A 22,481-nucleotide genomic window follows, 5' to 3' on the forward strand; every position below is an offset into this window, starting at 1 on the left:
TCGTATGCAGCTTTTCTACAATCCCTCATTGGACAATAGTGCCAAACAGTTTGTTTTTCCGCCCGATGAGAGCAAACACATAGCACGGGTACTCCGAAAATCTGAAGGGGATATCGTGCACATTACCAATGGCAAAGGCTATTTGTTCGAAGCCGAGATTTTGGAGCCCGACCAAAAAAGGTGCAAAGCACATATCATTTCACAAAGCAAATCCATTCCCAGAAGATATAAGCTTCGCATGGTGGTCGCCCCCACCAAGATGAACGACCGGTATGAATGGTTTTTGGAAAAGGCAACGGAAATAGGTGTGGATGAGATAACCCCGATCATTTGTGATCACTCCGAACGAAAAACCATCAAACTGGAACGTATGGAACGTGTGTTGCAGTCTGCCATGAAACAATCTTTACAGACCTTTCTGCCAAGAATCAACCCACCCATTTCCGGTCAAGAGTTTTTAGAGTCTGATAATTCCGTAGGTCTCAAATTTATTGCCCATTGTCAAAAAGGGGAGAAAATGGAGTTGAAGCGCAAAGTGATCGCCGACAACGATGTCACTATTTTGATTGGCCCCGAGGGGGATTTCTCGAAAAAGGAAATCGATATGGCCAAGGAAAAAGGATACATACCCGTTTCCCTGGGAAGAAATCGGCTCCGAACCGAGACAGCTGCCATTGTTGCCTGTACCACCGTGGCCATTATCAACAACTAATAGGGGCATACTTCATTATTTACAAAGTAATATCCTATTTTTGAGCGGCTGGTTAACTGCTTCTACATGAAAAAACAAGTACTTTTGGTGGTCTCGCTTTTTTTTGCTGTAAGTGCATCTAATGCCCAGCAGATTGCCATTCTCAAGTATGGTGGTGGTGGCGACTGGTACTCCAATCCTACAGCGCTTCCCAACTTGATTCAATTTTGCAACAGCAATATTGACACCAAGATCAATCCTGAACCGGAAACAGTGGAAGCTGGCAACGTTTCCATTTTCAAATATCCTTTTTTGCACATGACCGGGCATGGCAATGTCTTTTTCAATGATGAAGAAGTACAGAACTTGAGAACCTATCTGTTGTCTGGCGGTTTTCTTCATATTGATGACAACTACGGCATGGAACCCTATCTACGAAGGGAATTGGAAAAGATTTTTCCCGATAAACCATTGGAAGAGCTGGGTACGGACCACCCTATTTTTTCACAAAAATTCAAATTCCCAGACGGACTGCCCAAAATTCACGAACACGATGGAAAACGTCCTCAGGCCTTTGGCATATTTGAACAAGGTAGATTGGTCTTACTGTATACCTTCGAATGTGACCTTGGGGATGGCTGGGAAGACCCAAGCGTACACAACGACCCCGAAGAAGTTAGGACAAAAGCCCTGCAAATGGGTGCAAATATTGTGGAATATGCTTTTAAAAGTTAAGTTATGAACGTAAAAACAATCGCCAATGGAATACTACGGGCCGTAGCCATTATCGCAGGGGTCGTGATCTTGGGTTGGTTCTTCTATAAAATCCAATCCGTATTGGCCTACTTGGCCATTGCGGCTGTCTTGGCCTTACTGGGAAGACCTATCGTACTGTTTTTGAGAAAAAGACTTAAGTTTCCCAACACACTGGCAGTAGTGGCGACCATGATATTTATGTTGTCCATTTTCCTAGGGATCCTCGCCCTATTTATTCCATTGATAGCCGAGCAAAGTAAAAATCTGTCCTTATTGGACATCGAAGCACTCAAAGGGGACTTGAACACGCTCTACCTGCAAACCTTAGACTATTTCGGTGCCTCCACTGGGAGCTTCAACAACTTGTTGAACGAATCCCATATTGAAGAAAATGTATTGCAAGGGCTGGATTTAGGTTTTATCCCAAACTTTCTTAATTCTTTTGTCAACGCACTGAGCAATTTCAGTATTGGACTTTTTTCCGTGCTGTTCATTTCCTTTTTCTTTTTAAAGGACAGCAAATTGATGCAAACCGGCATCTTGACCTTTGTGCCCAATGACAAGGAAAGTAACTTGGTCAAATCCATTGATAAGATCAATAACCTGCTCTCAAGATACTTTGCCGGAATTCTACTTCAGCTATTTATTCTTTTTGTGATATACACCATCGCATTGTTGATCGTCGGGGTAGAAAATGCCATTGTCATCGCATTCCTTTGCGCACTGTTCAATATCATCCCCTACATAGGTCCGATCATAGGTGGAGTGATAATGATCACCCTGACCATGACAAGCTCGTTGGGGGCGGATTTCAGCACCGTGATTTTGCCTAAGGCCATGTACGTTTTGATTGGTTTGACCATAGGTCAGTTGATTGATAATTTCTTTTCACAGCCCTTTATTTTTTCCACCAGTGTCAAGTCACATCCTTTGGAAATCTTCCTGATCATCATCATAGCCGGATTACTTTTCGGTGTAATTGGAATGGTGGTCGCCGTGCCTGGATATACCGCCATAAAAGTGATTTTAAAGGAGTTTTTAGCAGAATATTCGTTTGTGAAAAAGTTGACCAAAAACTTATAGTTTTAGTTTGAATAAATTGATATTAGATACTGGTGTACAGGAGTTTATTTTAATAAATTTATCATCTGACATCATGACAGTTTTGCTTGCGGGACCGGTTTTTGAGGGAATCACGCAAAAAGAGTTGGCCGAGCAGATTGAAGCGAAGAAAAAGTGCAGGGACAAGCTTACAACTTGGTTCAATGCACCTCAGATTTATTACCCCAACAAACTCAATATCGAACAAACCAGTTCGGAAATCACAGCGGCCTACAAAGCCAAAATCGTGAGTGGAGAATCCTTGGTTGACCTCACAGGTGGATTCGGTGTTGACAGCTATTTTTTTTCCAAAAAAATGGACCGGATCTCGCATTGCGAAATCAATCTGGAATTGAGTGAAATTGCACGTTATAATTTTAAAATTTTAGGGCGGAAAAATATTGAATGCCATGCAGAAGATGGGGTGTCATTTTTGAAAAAATCAACAAAAAAATTTGATTGGATCTATGTCGACCCATCCCGAAGAAACGATAAAAAGGGTAAGGTGTTTTTATTGGAGGATTGCCTCCCAAATTTACCTGAACATCTTCCTTTACTTTTTGATAAAACGCAAAATGTCCTAGTAAAAACTTCCCCGCTTTTGGATATAAAAAAAGGGATTGAGGAATTGGATTTTGTAAAAGAGGTTCATGTAGTGGCCGTCCATAATGAAGTAAAAGAACTCCTCTTTGTTTTGGAAAAAGGGTACAGTGGAAGTATCAAAATAAAGACCGTTGATGTATTGCAGGGACAAAACAGCTACTTTGATTTTGAACTGGAAGAAGAACAAGATGTCCAGACCTATTTTGGAGAACCGTCTTCATACTTGTACGAACCCAATGCGGCCATTTTAAAGTCCGGAGGATTCAAATCAATCGCGAAGACGTTTGGTTTAATCAAATTGCATCCCCATTCCCATTTGTACACATCAGATAAATTAGTGGAGTTTCCCGGGAGGAGGTTTACCATTGAGCGATCACTCCCCTATTCCAAAAAGTCCTTGAAATCAATGGTGGTCTCAAAAGCCAATATCACGACACGGAATTTCCCCATGTCGGTCGCTGAGCTTCGCAAAAAGCATAAAATCAAGGATGGGGGCAATCGTTACCTCTTCTTTACAAAGACCGCCAACGATTCTTTATGGGTTTTGGACTGTGAAAAAGTGATTGGCTAATCCAAGTTGTCAAGCCAATCAAAAAGTAGATCTATCCAGTTTTTCAGTTTTTCATCATGCAATGCCAAGGAAAACCCATGTCCTCCCGTTGGGTATATGTGCATGGTTGTGGGGACCTTCTGCGCTCTTAAAGCATCAAAAAACATAGTGGTATTCTCAACAGGCACTGCTTCATCGTCCATGGCGTGCAACAAAAAAGTGGGTGGAGTTTCACCATCCACATGCTTTTGGTTGGACAGATAATCGACCTCTTCATCGGTCGGGTCCTCCCCTACCAAGGAAACCCTGGAGCCTGTATGGGTACTTGGCACCCCAAGTGTGATCACGGGATAGATCAAAGCCATGAAATCGGGTCGTGCGGACAAATCATCGATTTCGTCCTGCTTCTGGTAAACTATATCGCTGTAATGGGTTCCCAAGCTGGATGCCAAATGGCCTCCAGCTGAAAATCCCATGATTCCGATTTTATTTTCGGATATATTCCAATCAGCCGCCTTGGACTTTACCAATCTAATGGCGCGTTGGGCATCTTGCAAGGGAACCATATTTTTACCTTTGGTAATGGATTTGGACCATGGCAAGCGATACTTTACCACAATGCCCGCTATGCCTTTTACGTTGAGTGCCTTCGCGATTTCCGTACCTTCCCAATCATAGGCCAGACCATGGTAACCGCCTCCTGGAAAAATGACCACTGCCTTTCCGTTTGCATTTCGCTTTGCGGGCAAATACACCTCTAAAGTGGGTTTTTGCACATTGGTAATCCAAATAATCCCATCCTTGGTATATTCCACCACTTCCTTTTCCAAGGATTCCACTTGGTTCGGTATGGTTTTGGGCCATAATGGCATAATGGTATCCTGAGCGGACATTCCCATTGAAAACAATACAACAAGTAAACTTAATTTTCCATGTGCCTTCATTATTCTGTTTGATTTTTAACTCAGTCGTTGCATTCCCATTTAAAATTGGCCACACGATCATTGGAAGCTGCAGAAAGATTATAATGCCACCATTCCGTCCTAATGGACCAAAAGCCATGGGCTTCCATGGTCTCTTTCAATAATTTTCGATTGTCCAAAATCTCTTGGGGCAAATCCATGTTGTCGTGATAGGCCCTTTTGCCGAAGTAATCGAAATCGGTTCCCATATCGAGTTCATTGCCTTCCATATCCACCAAGGTAATATCCACGGCCCCTCCCTTGTTATGAATTGATCCTTTGTCCGGGTTGGCCACATATTGTGGATTGGGAACAATCTCCCACATCTTGTATTGAACGGAATTGGGACGATAGCAATCAAAAAACTTGATTTTCACACCTTCTTTCAAAAAATCCTTATTGGCCTCGATCAAGGCTTTAGCCGTTTTCACTCTGGTATAGCATTCGGCACAATCGTACACTTTGGCTTTTAAGAAATTGTTTTCGGTCGCATAGCGCATATCATACGCAAAGTCTTCACTGAAATCTGCCAGTCGCACAAAAGTGGTATCGGCCAACCCTTCAAAAGTTTTCAGCGTTGGTTCTTCATCTTTTACAATGTCCACAGTAACAGAATCCACAACTGTCGCTGTTTCTTGTACAGATTCCTTTGGGGCTGTTTTAGGTTTTTGTCGGCAACTTATCGCCAAAAGGATAATCAATAAAACTATTGGGTATTTCATCTCAACTAATTTATACGTTTTTGTTTGGCTATCCATGTGTACAGGGAATCCGTGGTATAGGCCTTATTCCATGCATTGTGCCCTACACCCTTGTATCTTGTATAACGGACATCGTGCCCCATTTCCCTTAACTTCATGACCATTTTATCGGATTCCTCCACATCGATCACATCGTCTTGATCGCCATGAAAAACCCAAATGGGCATATTTTTATCTATCCAATGGGCATACGGCAATGGGGTCATGCCACACACAACGGCCATAGCGGCGAACTTTTCGGGATATTGCGTAGCCAACTCCCATGATGCACTACCTCCCCTACTCAATCCCGTTAAGTAAATCCTGTTTTTATCCACTCGGTTGGCAGCGACCACTGAATCCAATAATTGGACAACGGCATCGGTGTTCCACCATTTCTTTGCATGGGAATTTTGAGGGGCCAAGATCAAAAAAGGAAATTGTTTGCCCTCGGCCAACATTTTAGGCGGTCCGGTATCTTTGATTTCTTCCACATTTCTGCCAGATTCTCCTCCACCATGGAGAAAGAGCAATAGGCCAAAATCCGTGTTTTCCGATGAAAAGTAATCCTCAGGGTAGTACAAATAGTACTTTAAGTTTTCCTTGGTTACCGTTTCCAACTCGTCCTGCACCAAATGGGATTGTGCGGCACAGGCCTGAAGCACCAATGTAGCGCCCAATAGGAGGAGGTTGAATAATTTCTTTCGCATTGTGGCCACAAGTTACAAAAGTTTGTCCGCTATATCTTTCCAGGTATCGGCCCTTTCAAAAATGGTCACACGGGTATTGTGTGGTGAAGTGAACATAATGGACCTACCTTCAAAAGGTCCTAGGTTCTTACTACGGTCATCGATAAGGACATCGCCTTTTAAAACGTGTTTGTTTCCGCATAGAATTCGGTTTTGCCACGGAATAAAGGGAAAGAACTTGTCCAACCAATCTGATTTTTCCCGTAAGGATTGAGGAAACTCCATAGCTGCGGAGGCAATGTACACATCGTGTTTTTTACTTAACGCTTCAAGCACCTCCTGGCTATCGGGGATAATCTTCAAATCCTTGAAAAAACCATCACGTCTGGTATGGTCCTTTATGGATTGTTGATGCTCTTCTGGGACACATTGCCAAAATTCCTTTCCAAAACAGTCCTCCAGTTTTATTTGAGCATTGAATTCTTGGTTATAAATATCCAAATGGGCATGATATGCATCTGCAATCACTTCGTCCATATCCACAAAAATGGTCATGTATTCTCTTTTTTCGTGAAGTACGATAAAACTCTCCAAAAATTAAAATAAATGTATTGATAACCATCATGGATTTCTCAAAAAGACCATTTGTTTTTCTGATATTTCACAAAATCCATCAACCCATTTACCAAACATAGAGGTTGAATTTTTATTTATATAAATAACGATTACCTTCACAGGAAGAATCACTCAAAACCAACCTTACATGCTCCCCAAAGGAAACTTTCCTGAAAAAGTCTATTTGAACGGTAAAATAGTATCGGTAGAAGATGCCCGAATATCGGTTTTTGATCGCGGGTTTTTGTTCGGCGATGGCATCTACGAAGTAATGGTACAATTGGAAAATGGCATTTTCCACAAAAAAGCCCATCTTGACAGATTACAAGAGAATCTGATTAAAATCGGCATCCCGTATAATGTAAAGGAAATTGATGATCAGTTGGAAACACTTCTGGAGTCATCCAATCTATCGAATGAATCCTGCTTAATTTATATGCAGGTCACTCGTGGGGTAGCTCCCAGAAAACACTCGTACCCCAAAGGAGTACCTGCTACGGTAATGATGTATGCCCTTCCTTATACACTTCCCCCTATCAATCCAAAACACATGAAAGCCATTTTGGAACCCGATTTCAGGTGGCACCGATGTGATATTAAATCCATTTCACTTCTTGGCAATATCATGACGAATGAATCGGCAATGGAGGCCAATACAAATGAAGCTGCTTTGATACGAAATGGGGTGATCACCGAGGGTTCACATACCAATATCTTTTTTGTGAAAAACGGGACAATCCTTACCCATCCTGCCAATGAACACATTTTGAACGGTATCAGCAGACAGATTGTGTTCCAACTCTGCAAGGACTTGGAAATTCCCGTTATTGAAAAACCTGTGGCTGAAAATGAGGTTATCGATATGGACGAAGCTTTTTTCACGGGTACTACGACCCAAGTGGCATCCATAGCACAATTGGGAGAGCATACTTTTTATGGTAATGATGATGTAGGGAAAATAACCCGAAAGTTACAGGAAGCATTCGCTGAACTAAGAATGATGGATTCGACACAATCAACACTTTAAATCGGATTAGGAACCAATTATTGAAAAAATCATAAAATCCCTATCATGAAAAAACCCGCATTCGTCATCCTTATGGTTTTGGGACTTTTGTCCAGTTCCATGATAGCCCAAGAAGAAATTCAAAAAAAGTACACTAAGGAAATAGAGCGTTTGGCCAAGAAAAAGCAGGTCAAGGAAGCATTTGCGCAGATCAAGGCCCAAATGGACCAAACCACAGCGGACCTGATAACCTTAACAGAAGTGTTGGCTCCTCCATTCATGGAAGAGGAAAGAGGTAAGGTGTTTGCCAAGATGTTGGAAGAAGCTGGTGTTGACAGCATCTGGACGGACAAGGTGGGAAATGTTATCGGGCTGCGAAAAGGCACTTCTGGGGAATCCGGTTATGTTGGCGTGGATGCCCACTTGGACGTTGTTTTTCCAGAAGGGACGGATGTCTCTGTTAAAAAAGTGGGAGATACCTTAAAAGCCCCGGGCATAGGGGATGACACCCGAGGTTTGACCATGGTCATAAGTATGCTCAAGGCCATGAACAAATCCGGGATAAAGACCGAAAAAGACATATTGTTCGTTGGTTCCGTGGGCGAAGAAGGTCTCGGTGACCTGCGCGGCATGAAATATATGTTCAATGAATCTGGATTGAATATTGATTCCTGGATTGCCATAGATGGAGGTAGTCTGGGCCGTATCAGTAATGCCGGATTGGGTTCAAAACGATACAAACTGCTCATTAAAGGACAAGGCGGGCATTCTTGGGGCTCATTTGGGTTGGCCAATCCGCATCATGCCCTTGGAAAAGCCATCGATATATTTTCAGAGGCAGCTTGGGAATACACTTCCAGCACTATGTCAAAAACCAGTTTCAATGTAGGTAGAATCGGTGGGGGCACCTCGGTAAACTCCATTCCGTTTGAATCTTGGATGGAAGTGGATATGCGTGCCATTGACCCAAAAAACCTGGATGAGATTGAAATCATTTTCAAAAAATCCATGGAAAAAGCCATAACGGAATACAATGCCAGTGGTGTCCGTGGCAAAGTAACTTTTGAGCTTATTAAAATAGGTAATAGACCATCTGGGGAATTGCCTCCTTCCCTACCTTTGATACAGAGAACCATGGCGGCCACCAAATTTTTTGGTGCAACCCCGAGTCTGGGGCGCGGTTCAACCAACATCAATATTCCCGTTGCCAAAGGAATTCCCGCTGTTTGTATCGGCAGGGGCGGAAAAGGTGGTGGTGCCCACTCCCTTCACGAATGGTACTTGAACGATGAGGAAAGTGATGAATCCATACAATTGGCACTATTGATAACATTGTCCCAAGCGGGACTTGATAAATAAGATGATGAAAAAGTTGTTTCCAAAATTATTTTTAGCACTTGCGCTAACGATTTGCACTTCGGTAAACGGTCAGGTCACTGATGTACAATTGGCCCAGATAGATAGTCTGTTCCTCAAGTGGAACAGGCCTAATCATCCGGGTGGTGCCATTGCCATTATGCAAGGCGATGATGTGGTTTTCTCCAAAGCCTATGGACTAGCGAGTATGGAATACTTAGTGCCCAATACCACTGGGACGCGGTTCAATGTGGCATCCGTATCCAAACAGTTCAGCGCCTTGGGCATCGTAAAATTGCACTTAGCGGGTAAACTTTCCATTGATGACACCATAGACAAATATATGGATTGGCTTCCCCCTTATGGCAGTAAGGTTACCATAAGACATATGCTCCACCACACCAGTGGATTGCGAAGCCTACATACCCTTTTCAGTTTGGCCGGCTGGCGAGGCGACGATACGCGAACCAATACCGATTTGGATAGAATCATTGCAAAACAAACAGAGCTCAATTTTGAGCCTGGTTCCGAATATATGTATTGCAACACAGGATATATGTTCTTAGCCAATATTATTGAAAAAGTGACCGGTACATCCTTTGTGGATTATATGGCAGACGAGGTTTTTGCTCCTTTAGGGATGGACGACACTTATGTAGAGGCCGAATATGACCGTGTGGTTCCCAACAATGCCACATCATACGACAAGACACAGGATGGTTTTGTACGTGCTGTGGAATATTGGGGATATGTGGGTTCAGGCAATATGCATACTACTACAAAAGACCTGCTCACATACCTGAAGAATTATTATGACCCATTACCGGGTTGGAAAGCTGCCTTTGACAAAATGCAGACCCTAGATCTACTCAACGATGGCAGTTTCAATCAATATGCCTTTGGGGTAAACGTAGATGAACTGTATGGTAAAAAGCGTGTGGGCCATGGGGGTTCCATTGGTGGGTTCAGGTCCAATGTTGCCGTTTTTCCCAACGACAAAACCAGTATTGCCATCATTACCAATTTTTCCAATTCGGGACCTTCTAGTCTATCCAATAAGATTGCCAAAATACTTTTTGGGGAGACCTCCCCATATAAAAATATCGATGTGGCACAAATTCCCAAGAAGAAAATGGAATCCTATTCCGGCACGTATTGGGACGGAGAAACCTATAGGGAAAACAAGGTATTCATTAGTGGAGACACCTTGTTGTTGGGAGGAACTTCTTTTTTGCCCATCAAAAATGATGTATTTACCGCGGTTCAATCTGGGAATGATGCCAAGATCAAGTTCAAAAATGGCTCCATGATCTATTACCCCAAAAGTGGAAAACCCAAGGTTTTCTCTAAATTGGTCAATGAGGAACTTTCCACAGCACTGGCTGAAGAGTATGTGGGTACTTATTTCAGTCCAGAAATTGAAACAGCATACACCATCCATTTTGAAGACGGCGAATTATACGCCCACCATATTCGACATGGGAAAATAGTATTGCATCAAAAGAAGAAAGACCTATTGGAGGGCAACCATGTTTTGTCCCATATAAGATTCCTGAGAGAAGATGGTGAAATCAAGGGTGCCCACATATCAAACAATAGGGTTCGCAACCTTTGGTTTACCAAGACAGAATAAAAAATAGCTGAGAGGCATTTCTTCATTAAACACAATAGCTGCACCTCGAAGAGCCCTTTCATCTCTACATAGGGCAAAATGTCGCCAAAAAGGCTTCAAATCTTCGATGTGCAGCAAAAGTACTTTTGAAAGCCGAAATAATTTTGCTGGTGGGTCATTCTTAATTACTCAGACTTGGAAAACACCAACGCTTTACCCCTATTTTGTGTTACCACGATGTAGGGATTTCCTCCATTGGCCCTTTCCACCTGCACCATGTCCTTGGCATCTCCAATGACCTTAAATCCGCTCTCCTCAGCGTTCTTGAAATCAAAACCACCTTTGTTATCCCCAAGTAGCACACCCCCATTGAATGCATCGTACCTACCGATAAAAGCTTCGTTGCCAAAGTCATTTCCGATCATCAACACATCGGTTGCGGCATTTGCCCCTGCATTGGTGGTTATCATACATTTGATGGGTGCGGATTGAGTTTCCCACGGTAGCTCTCCCATGGTAAACTGTCCGTTTCCATTATTTTCAAAATAAGTGGTCTGGTCATGGTTCGCCATCAACTCATCGGCTCCTTCAAGCTCTTCCTGAGTGAACAATCCACTTTTGGTGGTTGAGGCAAATTCCCTAAAATAATTGAACTTTTTCCTGAACATGGGACTTTGGCTCATGAGATCGCCCCAAAAATTAACGGGATAGGCCCTGTAGGTATCGTCTTCGAGGTCGCTTTTGAAGTATGCGAACATTACGGGGTCAATGGCCCCATTGTTGTCAAAATCCTTGGCCAACATGGTAACCGGCCTTTCCTTCGAAGGATTATACAGGTTGTTCTTACCCAAATTCCCAGCAATCAAATCCACATCGCCATCGCCATCAAAATCTTCAGCCAAGACACATTCCCACCATCCTGATAATTGCTGCATACCTGTTTGATCCATTTGCTGAAAGGAATCCTTCTTGTTCATGAAAATGGTCACGGGCATAAACTCCCCCACCAGAATAAGGTCTTTCAAATTGTCATGGTCAAGGTCGGCCCATTTGGCATCGGTTATCATTCCCGGGGTCCTGAGTGCCTTGTTGTAGGTCTCGGTCACATCGACCAATCTGCCCTGTTCGTTTTTAAGCAGATAACAATGGTCCGGTTTGGGATATTGTGAAAAAGGCGTCCGGCCTCCGACAAACAGGTCCACATAACCATCTCCATCAAAATCCTCGGCCTCTACAACGGAACCGCTTGACTGTATCTCTGGCAATTTATCCGTGTTTTTCACAAAATTGCCGTTGCCTTGATTGATCATCAGATAATCTTGGTAAAAAGGAGAACCCAAATCAAACTCGTTACTACCGGAAACCATATAAATATCAAGGTCTCCATCGTTGTCCAAATCAAAAAGGGCAATACTGGTCTCTTCATGGTCTTTATTCTCCTCATCCTCGAACAATGGTGTACCGGTAAAAACCCCTTGGGAATCTTGTATATAGATCATGGGAGAGTACCCTGAGGAACTTCCTATGATGAAATCTTCATAACCATCCCCGTTGATATCACCCTTGGCCAGACGTGGTCCACTTTGGGTCAGTTTATGGGGCAAGGTCGGTTGTACATAAAAATCCGCTTTATCCGCTTCTTGATGTACGAAATCGACACCCACTAGCTCCGACACTTCCCGATAAATGGGACTGGTTTTTTTCGGTGCCAGGGGAAACGCCAATTCCTGTCCGTTCAAAGGTGCTGCCTCAGTATAATCGATTGATACCGTTTGATTGATGGACACATCCTTTACGACCTGATATTTTCCATCTGGCCAAACGATTTCCAGTGCTGCAATTTGTTTTTGGGGTCCCAAGCCAAAATGGGCCATACTGTGTACGGTGGAGAGGTACCCCCTATTCACTTGATGTTCGTAATATTGGAAAGTGCCATCCTCAAAACGTACGGCCACCTTGGTACCCAGACCTGACTGATTGTTGTTGGGTCCCTTCAAATCCAGTTTAAGGAAGTTTTTGTCCTCATTTTTCTTGGTGTCAAGATTGTTTTTGAACACAAATGCCTCATCGTTGATGTTGTTCACTACATAATCCAAGTCGCCATCACCATCCAAATCGGCAAATGCCGCTCCGTTTGAAAACGATGGGATATTGAGTCCCCATTCCTTGCCAACATCCTTGAACTGTCCGTTTCCTTCATTACGGTAAGCGTAGTTAGGTATTTTTACCACTGGAATCGAATCCAAAATTTGGGCGGTACTGAGGTATTTTTGAACATTGAAATTAAACTCCCCAAAATCCAAATCGGTAATATCCCGTGGAAAACCATTGGTAATCAATAGGTCTTTTCGTCCATCGTTGTCAGCATCCACAAAAAGTGGCGACCAACTCCAATCGGTTTTGGCTATTCCCGCCATCAGGCCTATTTCGCTATAGGGCATATCGGGACCTTGTCCCATTTGAAGCATGTTACGCATATATTGATAGTCGTAGCCATACTTGTCGTTCATGTAGTAATCGTTGTATTTGGTTGCCTTGATGGTTGTTTTCAACCTGTAATTTGTTTCGCCGAGCATATCAAGGGTAAGAATATCGAGATAGCCATCGTTATTGAAATCGGCTATATCGGAGCCCATGGAGAACTTACTTTGGTGCTTCACGAACTCACCGATCTTATCGGTAAAGGTGCCATCGCCATTATTGATGTACATAATGTCGTTGCTCAAGTAATCATTGCTAACATAAATATCGGGCCAACCGTCATAATCCAAATCGGAAATGGCCACACCAAGTCCGTAGCCTTCAATGGTTATGCCCGCTTCCATGGTAACATCGGTAAAAGTACCATCGCCATTGTTACGATATAGATGATCATTGCTTTCGGATGAGCCGTCCGTGATTTTTTCCCTATAGTTGGCAGGCAGTATGTGTATATCCACATTGTTGAGCACATACAAATCCAAAAGACCATCTTTATTGTAATCGATAAAAGCGGCATTCATGGTGTTCCCGGTATCTGCCACTCCATATTCCTTTGCCATTTCCTTAAAAATGGGAATTCCGTCATCATCCACTCCTTGGTTGATGTAAAGCATATTTGCCTTTTCCTCTGGGCTTTCGTACATCGCGGCACAGACATAGATATCAAGGAGTGAATCATTGTTAATATCAATAACCGCAGCACCGGTCTTCCATTTATCGGCTGCTTCAACCCCTGATGCCTTGGTAACATCCTTGAACTTAAAATCGCCTTGATTGAGGTATAGCTTATTGGTCACTTGATTCCCTGTAAAGAAAAGGTCGGGCTTGTCGTCATTGTTAAAATCGCCGACGGCCACTCCTCCCCCATTGAAGATATACTCACTGGTAAGGATGTTGAAACTATCGGTCTCAACTATTTTATTATTGAATGCAATACCGGAGTCCTTGGATTCTACTTTGGTGAACAAAGTATCCGTCTTTTTCTTGGAACAAGAAACGACCAGTACTGAAACTAGTGCAATTAGAAAATAATTTTTAGTCACTGTGCTGAAGTTTTTATAGGTTAGCCATTTATCACCAATGATCACAGGGTGCAAGACCACGGTTAATCAAATATGGATACGCTTTATTTTTAAGGCTGATAGTTACACCCAAGTTTTTTAAAAATACAAATTCAAATACTGCATTTGAACCATTGACGGTTAATGTCCGATTAATAAGTATTAATTTTTAATTAACGGGATATGTCTCTAATTAAAATAGGTTGCCAATAATATTGACAACCTATCTCTCTACTCGAATTAAATTAAACTAACTCAGACTACTCATATTATTAGTATCCAGTATTCTGCTCCAAGATACCGCCACTTTGGTCGATAGCATTGATAGGAATCGGGAACAAATCGTATTTAGGGGATACATATTCTTTGAACTTAGTATCATAATTGGATTGATCAAAGTCTTGTCCCTCATTTTGAATGTATGTATTAATGATTTCCTCAGCATTGCCCCACCTTCTCAAATCGAACAATCTGTGTCCTTCCATACCAAACTCCAAACGACGCTCAAATCGCACTGCTTTTCTAGCAAAGGCCTGATCTGGAAAAGATGCATAAGGCTCTATTTGGTAATTTGCCGCATCCGTATCAGGAATGGGGTTATTGTTAGCATCAAGGGCTTGTACATAACTCATGTTCTTTGCTCTGTTACGAACCCTGTTTACATAATCCAAAGCCATAGGAAGGTTTGGACTGGGCTGTTCCACGGCGGCTTCAGCAGCCATCAATAGAACATCGGCAAAACGCATGATGTTATAATTGATACCGGACCAGTCGGAGCCCCAACCACCAATACCTCGGTTGTCACCGACCTCAGAGGCTTGGTACATGTTCTTTTTGGGCAAATAAGGTCCAGAGATATCCGTAAAGTTAGCCCTTATCCACTCTTTTCCTGGATTGAGACCAAAACCATTGTAATCGATTCCTCGTCTACCAATAGTATAATCAATTCGTGGGTCTAATGGTCCTGAATGTGGGTCAAATGCTTCATCACTGTTAATTCCATAATCGCTAGCCACATCGGTTGCAGCATAAGAATCCAATAAAGGCAATCCGGAACCGTCAGTTTGGAAAGCATTGGTCAAGTCTTGGGTTGGTTGATAAAAACCACAACAAGTCCCCAATGGCCCACCATTTAAAAAGTTCAAGGTACCTGCACCATTTCCGTTGAAAGAACGTCCATTATCAGAAGCAAACTGAATGGCAAAAAGGGATTCAGGTCCATTTTCCCCAACAGCGTTAAAGTTGTTCACAAACTCTTCGTTCAAAGCATAGGGACCATTGTTGATCACATCGTTGAATAATGGTAAAGCTTCCGCATATTTTTCTTGGTACAAATAAGCTTTAGCCAAAAAGGCTTTGGCTACCCATGCATTGGCTCTACCCACAACAATGTCATTACCCAATCTTTGAATTGCTGCATTGAAATCGGCTTCGATTTCTGCCCAAATTGGGCCTGGATTAGGTTGGTTGAATTCTTCATTTACCAAATTCTCTACTGAGATAAAAGGAACATTACCGTAAAATTTCTGAAGTTCAAAATTGAAATAACCTCGTAAGAAATATGCTTCACCTTCTTGGGATGTAAAATCACCTCCTTCGATTTGGCTAATCAAATCCAAAACTGCATTACAACGGTTGACACCTCCAAAAAGGGCACTCCACCTCCCTAAAAACCAGCTGTTACCAGTTTGCCAATCCAAAGTTTCCACTTGACGCAAGGCATCGTTATCTCCATCGTTACTTCCCCTATGGGCATCATCAGAAACCACATCTGCCCACCAGTTATCTCCACCGGCAGCCACACCTTCGCCCTGTCTATTAACTCGTTCGCCATCCATAGCTGAATACGCTGCCGTCAACTTAAGGTTAACACCCACGGCTGTTTGCAAATCTTCATTGGGAATATTTCCCGTGGCGGCTTTTTCCGTAAAATCTTCACTACAGGCCCATAGCAATAGACCCGCGACTATTGTTGAAAATAATATCTTCTTTTTCATTTTTTTAAAATTTTAGATTAACCCCGAAGGAATAAATTGACGCTATCGGATAGTTGTTATCAGAAACCCCTATGGTAAGGTTATCTATCGCACCATTCACATATCTTGGTGGTAATTCAGGATCTACACCTTTGTAATCGGTTATAGTGAACAGGTTGGTACCTTGTAGGTAAAAACGAACACTATCCATTCCCAAATAGCTGGAAACTGTTTCAGTAAAAGTATATCCTATTTGCAGGTTCTTCAATCTCATATAGGAACCATCTTCCACAAAGAACGAGTTTGCGTTACTTTCATTATTGGAAATACTCCAGCTTAGTGCTGGCAATTCCGCATCTGTGTTGTCCGGTGTCCAAGAGTCCAATACCCTTGTACTTCTATTGGCATTGGGGAAAGTTGGGAAATCCGTATATACCCTATCGTTATTGAATATTTCGTTTCCTTGGGAACCTTGGAAGAAAGCGGACATATCGAAGCCCTTATACCCCATTGTCAAGTTAACACCATAGGTGAAATCAGGGTGGGGAGAACCGATAAAGGTTCTATCGTCATCATTGATGACACCATCGTTGTTCAAATCTGCATATCTAAACCTTCCCACACCATCAGCATTTGTTGCAAACCCTTGATCTGCAGCGTTGGCCACTTCTGATTCGGAAGAGAAAATACCTTCAACCACAGCACCATAGAAGGATGATATTGGATGTCCTTCCTGCGTTCTTGTAACGGTTCCTGTATTTCTGAAACCTCCAAAACCTGTCTGGAAAGCACTGATCAATTCAAGCACCTCGTTTTTATAACTGGAGAAGTTGACATCGATTCCGTAGCTAAATCCAGAGCTCGTTTCGTCCCTATAGCTCAAAGTTGCATCCACACCCTTGTTGCGAATGGAACCTAAGTTCACATAAGGAGGAGCTGCATCAAGTGCTGTTGAACTATACAGACTGGCATCTTGATTGATCAAGTCTTTGGTAGTCATGGTAAAGTATTCCGCGGAAAGGTTCAATTTATTGTCAAAGAACCCAAGTTCCACACCAAAGTTTGTGGTCTCACTGGTTTCCCATCTCAAATCAGGGTTTCCAGCTGCCGATAATATTGCTCCTTGCACTATACCTGCACTACTACCTGTATAAGCGTAATTTGCATATTGTTCACTTAAGATGGAAAAGTTTACGGTTGGGTTGTCCACTGGCAATGTTTGATTACCCAATTGCCCCCAAGACCCTTTCAACTTCAATCGACTCATAAAAGAGTCAACTGGCCAGAAATCTTCGTTACTTACTACCCATCCTGCACTGAATGAAGGGAAGATATCGCTTTTGTTGTCGCCTACAAATCTAGAAGATTCATCACGACGAACTGTTGCAGTCAACAAATAACGACCATCATAATCGTAATTCACTGTTCCGAACAGAGAGAACAAAGATGAAGCGTTGTCATAGGCGTAGGCTACGTTAGGAGCACCACCACCGTTGCTCAACAAATAGTAGTCAGGTGTTTCGAAGAAATAATCGGTTCTGGAAATTTCTTTTCCTTTTCCGTGTGTATCCAATGCCTCGATACCTATTAGTGCATTGATACTATGGTCACCGAAGTTTTTGTTATAACTCAAGGTATTGGTCCATACCCATTCGTAGGTATCTTGGTCGGCCTCAGTCAATGTATTTGTTGAAAGCGGTTCGGGAGATTCTGGAATCAATGCCCTAAAACGTCTATCGTTATACGCTCTTATGGAACCACCCAAAGATGTTTTAAACTGCAAACCATCTATGATATCCCATGTGGCATAGACATCACCGAACACCCTAAAGGTTTTCTGGAAATCATCCTTTTGCCTTGTAGCCTCTGCAACAGGGTTGTTTGGGTTGGCAAGGCCATTGGCATTACTGTAACTACCTGCGAAGTTGCCATCAGCATCATAGACAGGAACCAACGGGGACATTCTGGTAGCAAAGTTGTACCAAGATTGCCCACCAGCTCGCCTGTCAAAAGAGATATTGGCGTGCTCACCTATACGTATTCTATTCCCTATTTTAAATTCGGAGTTCAATCTTGCACTTCCTCTTTTATATCCCGTGTGTATTTGGATACCCTCCCTGTTCAAATATCCAGCAGAGAAAAGGAATTTTGATTTTTCATTACCATTTTCCAAGGTAATGGAAGCATTTTGTGCAATTGCTGTTCTGTAAATTTCATCCAACCAATCTGTTCCATTGGGTTTAACGTTCATGGTCACAGGAACACTTCCCTGTATCGTTGAAGGAACAACAGGGCTTGGACCATCACCATACTGAATATGTGAGGGCGTGTTCCCATCATTCAACATACTTTGCCAAAATACTTCCCCAAGTTGTTGGGCGTTCAGCAAGTCAGGTACATTGGTAGGAGTGGAAAACCCTGTGTACATATCCAAGGAAACCTTTGCGGTATCCAGATTATACCCCCCACTTTTAGTAGTAATGATCACAACACCATTGGAGGCCCTAGCACCGTAGATAGCAGCTGCACCATCCTTAAGTACGTTCATTTGTTGGATGTCGGCAGAATTAATGGAATTCAGGATACTTGGGTCATCAGTCTGAACCCCATCAATAATATATAGGGGGTCGTTACTGTTACCCGTACCGAAACCCCTTACACGTACCACTGGTGAAGAACCAGGGGAACCGTTATTGGTTATCGTAACACCAGAAACCCTTCCTTGTAATGCTTCTGCGGCATTTACAACAGGTGTTTTGGTGGCCTCAGCCACATCAACAGTTCCAACGGAACCTGTCAACTCACCTCTTGTTTGAGTACCGTAACCTGTTACAACCACCTCATCCAAGGCAGCCGCATCTTCTTCCATGGTAACATCAATAGTGCTGTTCCCGTTTACAGGAACTTCTGTGGTCTTGAAACCAACATAGGAAAAAATCAAAGTCGCATCGGAAGCAGCCGTGATGGTATAATTCCCATCAAAGTCTGTTTGTGTACCATTGGTAGTACCTTTTACAATCACATTGGTACCTGGTAGCGGAGCTCCAAAGTTATCCACAACTGTACCTGTTATGGTAACCTGATAAGGGGGTGAAGTAGCTTCATCCAATTCTGGGGTTGCAGCCATTGCAAATTCACCCGCAAACAACATTGTCATTGACAAAACGAAAGTCTGGATCACTTTTACGAATCCAGTCAATCGCGCCAAAGTCTGAACTTTGTTTCGATTCATAGATAGTCTATTTAGTTTAGTTATTTACCTTGATTGAGACCGTGCATATTGTCTCAATCAGGAACAATAATAGGTAAAATTTTAGAATTGGCAATATTTTAACAGTAAATATTGAATATGATAAAATTATTTACTTAAAAATATAAATTTACCAATGCTAAGAAAACGTTAATTTTCCTAGGCCCAGAGCGGGCTGAGACTTTAAAAGGGTAGTTGACACTAAATTTCGAGAAAGAAAAAAACAACAAAATATTGCCTCTCTGTTACATTTGACCGCGAATTAGTATCAAGTCGCCGATCCTACCCTGCTTCAACATATGTGATTAAGAAGAATTCCATTAAAACAAGATGGACTCATGAGATTAGTGATTCTTTGTGTTGACACTACGATTTTCATCTTTCAAAAAATAAGCTTTCATTAAAGTCATTTTATATCGAATACTTGTAAACTGAAACAAAATCAAACATTTCCATTATTGTATCAATTTGCTACAATAAAACCCTTATTTTTTTATTTTTATATTTTTTTAATGTAATTTTTGCGATGTTTACAATATGTTGCCTTCAGAAAATAAATACCTAACCAACGTTTCTTTTGATACCGTAATCTTCGGATTTACTGGTGAAGAGCTAAAGATTTTAATCCTTGAATACCAAAACTCCGGGCTATTTGCTCTTCCAGGAGGTTATATTCGGCGTGATGAAAACTTACTAGATGCGGCCAAGAAAGGTGTAATGAAACGTACAGGGTTAAAAAAGATTCAATTGGAGCAATTTCACACTTTTGGAAAATTGAACCGATCAGATCCAGAATCATCAAAAACAATTGCCAAAGGCTTAGGGTATGAGATGCCAAATGACCACTGGGTATTGGACAGATTCGTTACAATCGGCTATTATGCCTTGATAGATTACAATCAAGTACGCCCAACTCCCAATAAATTCTCTGACTCCATCAATTGGTACAGTATCAATAATCTGCCACCCCTAATGATGGATCATGAGGAAATTGTTCAAAAAGCGTTGGAAGCCATTAGGAACGATCTGGGAACAAAACTTTTTGGAACAAATCTTTTGCCTGAAAAATTTACCATGAAGGAATTGCGAAAGGTATACGAAACCATCCTGAACAAAAAACTACGCCGTACTACCTTCCAACGTAAAATGCTTAGCATGGACATTTTAACAAGACACGAAAAATTGTATACCGGTGCAGCAAACAAAGCACCATATCTCTACAGTTTTAACAAGAAAAAAGCGAACAAAACATAAAATTACAGCAGTGCCGCTACAAGAAATTGGCAAATAATCATAACCTTTAATACCTAAACTAAATACCAAAATGCCAAATTTTAATATTGATGCAGACCCCAATCACACCTACGACGCCATTGTAATTGGTTCGGGAATCAGTGGGGGCTGGGCCGCAAAAGAGCTGTGCGAAAAAGGGTTGAAAACCCTTGTACTGGAAAGAGGCCCAGTTGTCGAACATCCCAAAGATTATACTACTGCCAACCTGGATCCATGGGACATGGAACTTCGGGGCGGACTTACCCCAGAACAACAAAAAAAACATTATAAAGCCATTCGTTCCGGTTTCATTGGACAGGATACCGAGCATTTTTACGCCAATGACGAGGAAAATCCATATACCGAGGTAAAACCATTCCTTTGGATTCGCGGACACCAAATGGGTGGACGCTCCTTATTGTGGGGAAAACAGACCTACCGTTGGAGCGAAATGGACTTCGAAGCCAATGCCAAGGATGGGCACGGAGTGGATTGGCCCATCAGGTATAAAGACTTGGAACCATGGTACACCTATGTCGAGAAGTTTGCCGGTATCAGTGGAGAAGCCCTTGGGTTACCTCAACTTCCCGATAGTCACTTCCTCCCCCCTATGGAACTGAACTGTGTGGAAAAACACATCAAGCAGCGCATAGAACGCGACTTTCCCGGAAGGCACATGATCATAGGGCGTGTTGCGCATTTAACCGAACCGCTAAATGGAAGAGGGCAATGCCAATACCGTAACAGATGTAGCCGTGGATGTCCCTATGGTGCGTATTTCAGCAGCAATGCCGTGACCTTACCAGCAGCAAATGCCACTGGAAACCTAACTTTCAGACCCTATTCCATTGTACAGTCCATTATGTATGATGAAGCGACGGGCAAAGCATCGGGAGTTCGTATCATAGATGCGGAAACCAATGAAGATATCGAGTTCAAGTCCAAAATCGTGTTTTGCAATGCTTCCACATTGAGCACCACACAAATCTTGTTGAACTCCACCTCCAATCGTTTTCCCGAAGGTATGGGTAACGATAGCGGGGAGTTGGGTCACAATTTGATGGATCATACCTATCGCGTTGGCGCCCTGGGCAAGGTGGATGGATTTGAAGACAAATATTACAGTGGTCGCAGACCCAACGGAATTTACATACCCCGTTATTGGAACATTGATGAAAATTCAAAATCTGACAAGTTCCTGAGAGGTTTTGGCTTTCAAGGAGGTGGATACCGCATGGGCAATAGCGAAGCAGCCAACCGCAAAGCATTTGGAGGGGATTACAAGGACAGCATTATGAAACCAGGACCTTGGGAATTCTTCATCACAGGTTTTGCCGAGTGTTTGCCATATCATGACAATAAAGTTTACCTCAACAAAGAAGTTACGGATAAGTGGGGACAACCCACCCTGTCCATTGATTGCGAATACAAGGAAAATGAGTTGGCCCAAAACAAACAGATCCAAGAAGATGCCGTGGAAATGTTAGAGAAAGCAGGCTTGAAAGACGTAATAGGGTTTGATAACGAACATGAACCGGGATACGGTGTTCACGAAATGGGAACGGCCCGTATGGGACGGGACCCTAAAACCTCGGTTTTGAACGAGACCAATCAAGTACACGGTGCCAACAATGTGTTTGTTACCGATGGAGCCTGCATGACCTCCAACTCATGTGTAAATCCATCATTGACCTATATGGCCTTGACCGCGAGAGCAGCCAATCATGCCGTAGAAGAACTAAAAAAATTCAACATTTGAT

At 42.5% G+C, this 22,481-nt stretch carries 16 protein-coding genes; 9 read left to right on the plus strand and 7 right to left on the minus strand.

The window, feature by feature from the left end:
- Positions 1-4: 4 nt before the first annotated feature.
- The 4 genes from PY092_RS14845 to PY092_RS14860 all read left to right on the plus strand — a co-directional run bounded on the left by PY092_RS14845 (position 5) and on the right by PY092_RS14860 (position 3,722).
- Positions 5-712: a 16S rRNA (uracil(1498)-N(3))-methyltransferase gene (locus PY092_RS14845; protein WP_275616594.1), complete on the plus strand. Its 708-nt coding sequence runs from the start codon at positions 5-7 to the stop codon at positions 710-712.
- A 66-nt stretch (positions 713-778) separates the two neighbouring features.
- Positions 779-1,426 (plus strand): DUF4159 domain-containing protein, encoded by a 648-nt coding sequence (locus PY092_RS14850; RefSeq protein WP_275616595.1) that lies wholly within the window; start codon positions 779-781, stop codon positions 1,424-1,426.
- 3 nt (positions 1,427-1,429) lie between these two features.
- Positions 1,430-2,530, plus strand: a complete 1,101-nt coding sequence (locus PY092_RS14855) for an AI-2E family transporter (RefSeq protein WP_275616596.1) — start codon at positions 1,430-1,432, stop codon at positions 2,528-2,530.
- 7 nt (positions 2,531-2,537) lie between these two features.
- The gene (locus tag PY092_RS14860; RefSeq protein WP_275616597.1) at positions 2,538-3,722 is read left to right on the plus strand and encodes a THUMP-like domain-containing protein; all 1,185 of its coding nucleotides are present in this window, start codon (positions 2,538-2,540) and stop codon (positions 3,720-3,722) included.
- Here PY092_RS14860 and PY092_RS14865 read toward each other — a convergent pair.
- The 4 genes from PY092_RS14865 to PY092_RS14880 are packed head-to-tail and all read right to left on the minus strand — an operon-like array spanning position 3,719 to position 6,686.
- Complete coding sequence (locus PY092_RS14865; RefSeq protein WP_275616598.1) at positions 3,719-4,645, minus strand: alpha/beta hydrolase; 927 nt, start codon at positions 4,643-4,645, stop codon at positions 3,719-3,721. The two genes, PY092_RS14860 and PY092_RS14865, sit on opposite strands and share 4 nt — an antisense overlap.
- A gap of 20 nt (positions 4,646-4,665) precedes the next feature.
- Complete coding sequence (locus PY092_RS14870; RefSeq protein ID WP_275616599.1) at positions 4,666-5,385, minus strand: M15 family metallopeptidase; 720 nt, start codon at positions 5,383-5,385, stop codon at positions 4,666-4,668.
- A gap of 5 nt (positions 5,386-5,390) precedes the next feature.
- Complete coding sequence (locus PY092_RS14875) at positions 5,391-6,113, minus strand: carboxylesterase family protein (RefSeq protein ID WP_275616600.1); 723 nt, start codon at positions 6,111-6,113, stop codon at positions 5,391-5,393.
- A gap of 12 nt (positions 6,114-6,125) precedes the next feature.
- Entirely contained in the window at positions 6,126-6,686 is a 561-nt protein-coding gene (locus PY092_RS14880; protein WP_275616601.1) for a 5' nucleotidase, NT5C type, read from the minus strand.
- Between the two features lie 169 nt (positions 6,687-6,855).
- Here PY092_RS14880 and PY092_RS14885 point away from each other — a divergent pair, with 169 nt between their 5' ends.
- Genes PY092_RS14885 through PY092_RS14895 form a run of 3 tightly spaced genes read left to right on the plus strand, consistent with a single transcriptional unit; the run spans position 6,856 to position 10,702 of the window.
- Positions 6,856-7,734 (plus strand): aminotransferase class IV, encoded by an 879-nt coding sequence (locus tag PY092_RS14885; protein ID WP_275616602.1) that lies wholly within the window; start codon positions 6,856-6,858, stop codon positions 7,732-7,734.
- 45 nt (positions 7,735-7,779) lie between these two features.
- The gene (locus PY092_RS14890; protein WP_275616603.1) at positions 7,780-9,072 is read left to right on the plus strand and encodes a M20/M25/M40 family metallo-hydrolase; all 1,293 of its coding nucleotides are present in this window, start codon (positions 7,780-7,782) and stop codon (positions 9,070-9,072) included.
- A 1-nt stretch (position 9,073) separates the two neighbouring features.
- A complete protein-coding gene (locus PY092_RS14895) occupies positions 9,074-10,702 on the plus strand; it encodes a serine hydrolase domain-containing protein (RefSeq protein ID WP_275616604.1) in 1,629 nt (542 codons plus the stop codon).
- Between the two features lie 164 nt (positions 10,703-10,866).
- Here the strand turns inward: PY092_RS14895 and PY092_RS14900 are convergent, their stop codons facing one another.
- The 3 genes from PY092_RS14900 to PY092_RS14910 all read right to left on the minus strand — a co-directional run bounded on the left by PY092_RS14900 (position 10,867) and on the right by PY092_RS14910 (position 19,431).
- Positions 10,867-14,205, minus strand: a complete 3,339-nt coding sequence (locus PY092_RS14900; RefSeq protein WP_275616605.1) for a VCBS repeat-containing protein — start codon at positions 14,203-14,205, stop codon at positions 10,867-10,869.
- A 290-nt stretch (positions 14,206-14,495) separates the two neighbouring features.
- Entirely contained in the window at positions 14,496-16,220 is a 1,725-nt protein-coding gene (locus PY092_RS14905; protein ID WP_275616606.1) for a RagB/SusD family nutrient uptake outer membrane protein, read from the minus strand.
- A 4-nt stretch (positions 16,221-16,224) separates the two neighbouring features.
- Positions 16,225-19,431 carry a SusC/RagA family TonB-linked outer membrane protein gene (locus PY092_RS14910; protein WP_275616607.1) on the minus strand — a complete coding sequence of 1,069 codons (3,207 nt, stop codon included), beginning with the start codon at positions 19,429-19,431 and terminating at the stop codon, positions 16,225-16,227.
- A gap of 555 nt (positions 19,432-19,986) precedes the next feature.
- Here PY092_RS14910 and PY092_RS14915 point away from each other — a divergent pair.
- On the plus strand, positions 19,987-20,703 hold the full coding sequence (locus PY092_RS14915) for an NUDIX hydrolase (protein WP_275616608.1): 717 nt from the start codon (positions 19,987-19,989) through the stop codon (positions 20,701-20,703).
- Between the two features lie 70 nt (positions 20,704-20,773).
- A complete protein-coding gene (locus PY092_RS14920; RefSeq protein ID WP_275616609.1) occupies positions 20,774-22,480 on the plus strand; it encodes a GMC oxidoreductase in 1,707 nt (568 codons plus the stop codon).
- Position 22,481 lies beyond the last annotated feature (1 nt).

The sequence above is a fragment of the Flagellimonas yonaguniensis genome (assembly GCF_029193885.1).
Lineage (GTDB): Bacteria > Bacteroidota > Bacteroidia > Flavobacteriales > Flavobacteriaceae > Flagellimonas > Flagellimonas yonaguniensis.

Excerpts from the sequence above, each read along its gene's own strand:
- PY092_RS14845 (WP_275616594.1), top strand. The coding sequence starts at position 5 with ATGCAGCTTTTCTACAATCCCTCATTGGACAATAGTGCCAAACAGTTT.
- PY092_RS14850 (WP_275616595.1), top strand. The coding sequence starts at position 779 with ATGAAAAAACAAGTACTTTTGGTGGTCTCGCTTTTTTTTGCTGTAAGT.
- PY092_RS14855 (WP_275616596.1), top strand. The coding sequence starts at position 1,430 with ATGAACGTAAAAACAATCGCCAATGGAATACTACGGGCCGTAGCCATT.
- PY092_RS14865 (WP_275616598.1), bottom strand. The coding sequence starts at position 4,645 with ATGAAGGCACATGGAAAATTAAGTTTACTTGTTGTATTGTTTTCAATG.
- PY092_RS14870 (WP_275616599.1), bottom strand. The coding sequence starts at position 5,385 with ATGAAATACCCAATAGTTTTATTGATTATCCTTTTGGCGATAAGTTGC.
- PY092_RS14875 (WP_275616600.1), bottom strand. The coding sequence starts at position 6,113 with ATGCGAAAGAAATTATTCAACCTCCTCCTATTGGGCGCTACATTGGTG.
- PY092_RS14885 (WP_275616602.1), top strand. The coding sequence starts at position 6,856 with ATGCTCCCCAAAGGAAACTTTCCTGAAAAAGTCTATTTGAACGGTAAA.
- PY092_RS14890 (WP_275616603.1), top strand. The coding sequence starts at position 7,780 with ATGAAAAAACCCGCATTCGTCATCCTTATGGTTTTGGGACTTTTGTCC.
- PY092_RS14895 (WP_275616604.1), top strand. The coding sequence starts at position 9,074 with ATGATGAAAAAGTTGTTTCCAAAATTATTTTTAGCACTTGCGCTAACG.
- PY092_RS14905 (WP_275616606.1), bottom strand. The coding sequence starts at position 16,220 with ATGAAAAAGAAGATATTATTTTCAACAATAGTCGCGGGTCTATTGCTA.
- PY092_RS14910 (WP_275616607.1), bottom strand. The coding sequence starts at position 19,431 with ATGAATCGAAACAAAGTTCAGACTTTGGCGCGATTGACTGGATTCGTA.
- PY092_RS14915 (WP_275616608.1), top strand. The coding sequence starts at position 19,987 with ATGTTGCCTTCAGAAAATAAATACCTAACCAACGTTTCTTTTGATACC.
- PY092_RS14920 (WP_275616609.1), top strand. The coding sequence starts at position 20,774 with ATGCCAAATTTTAATATTGATGCAGACCCCAATCACACCTACGACGCC.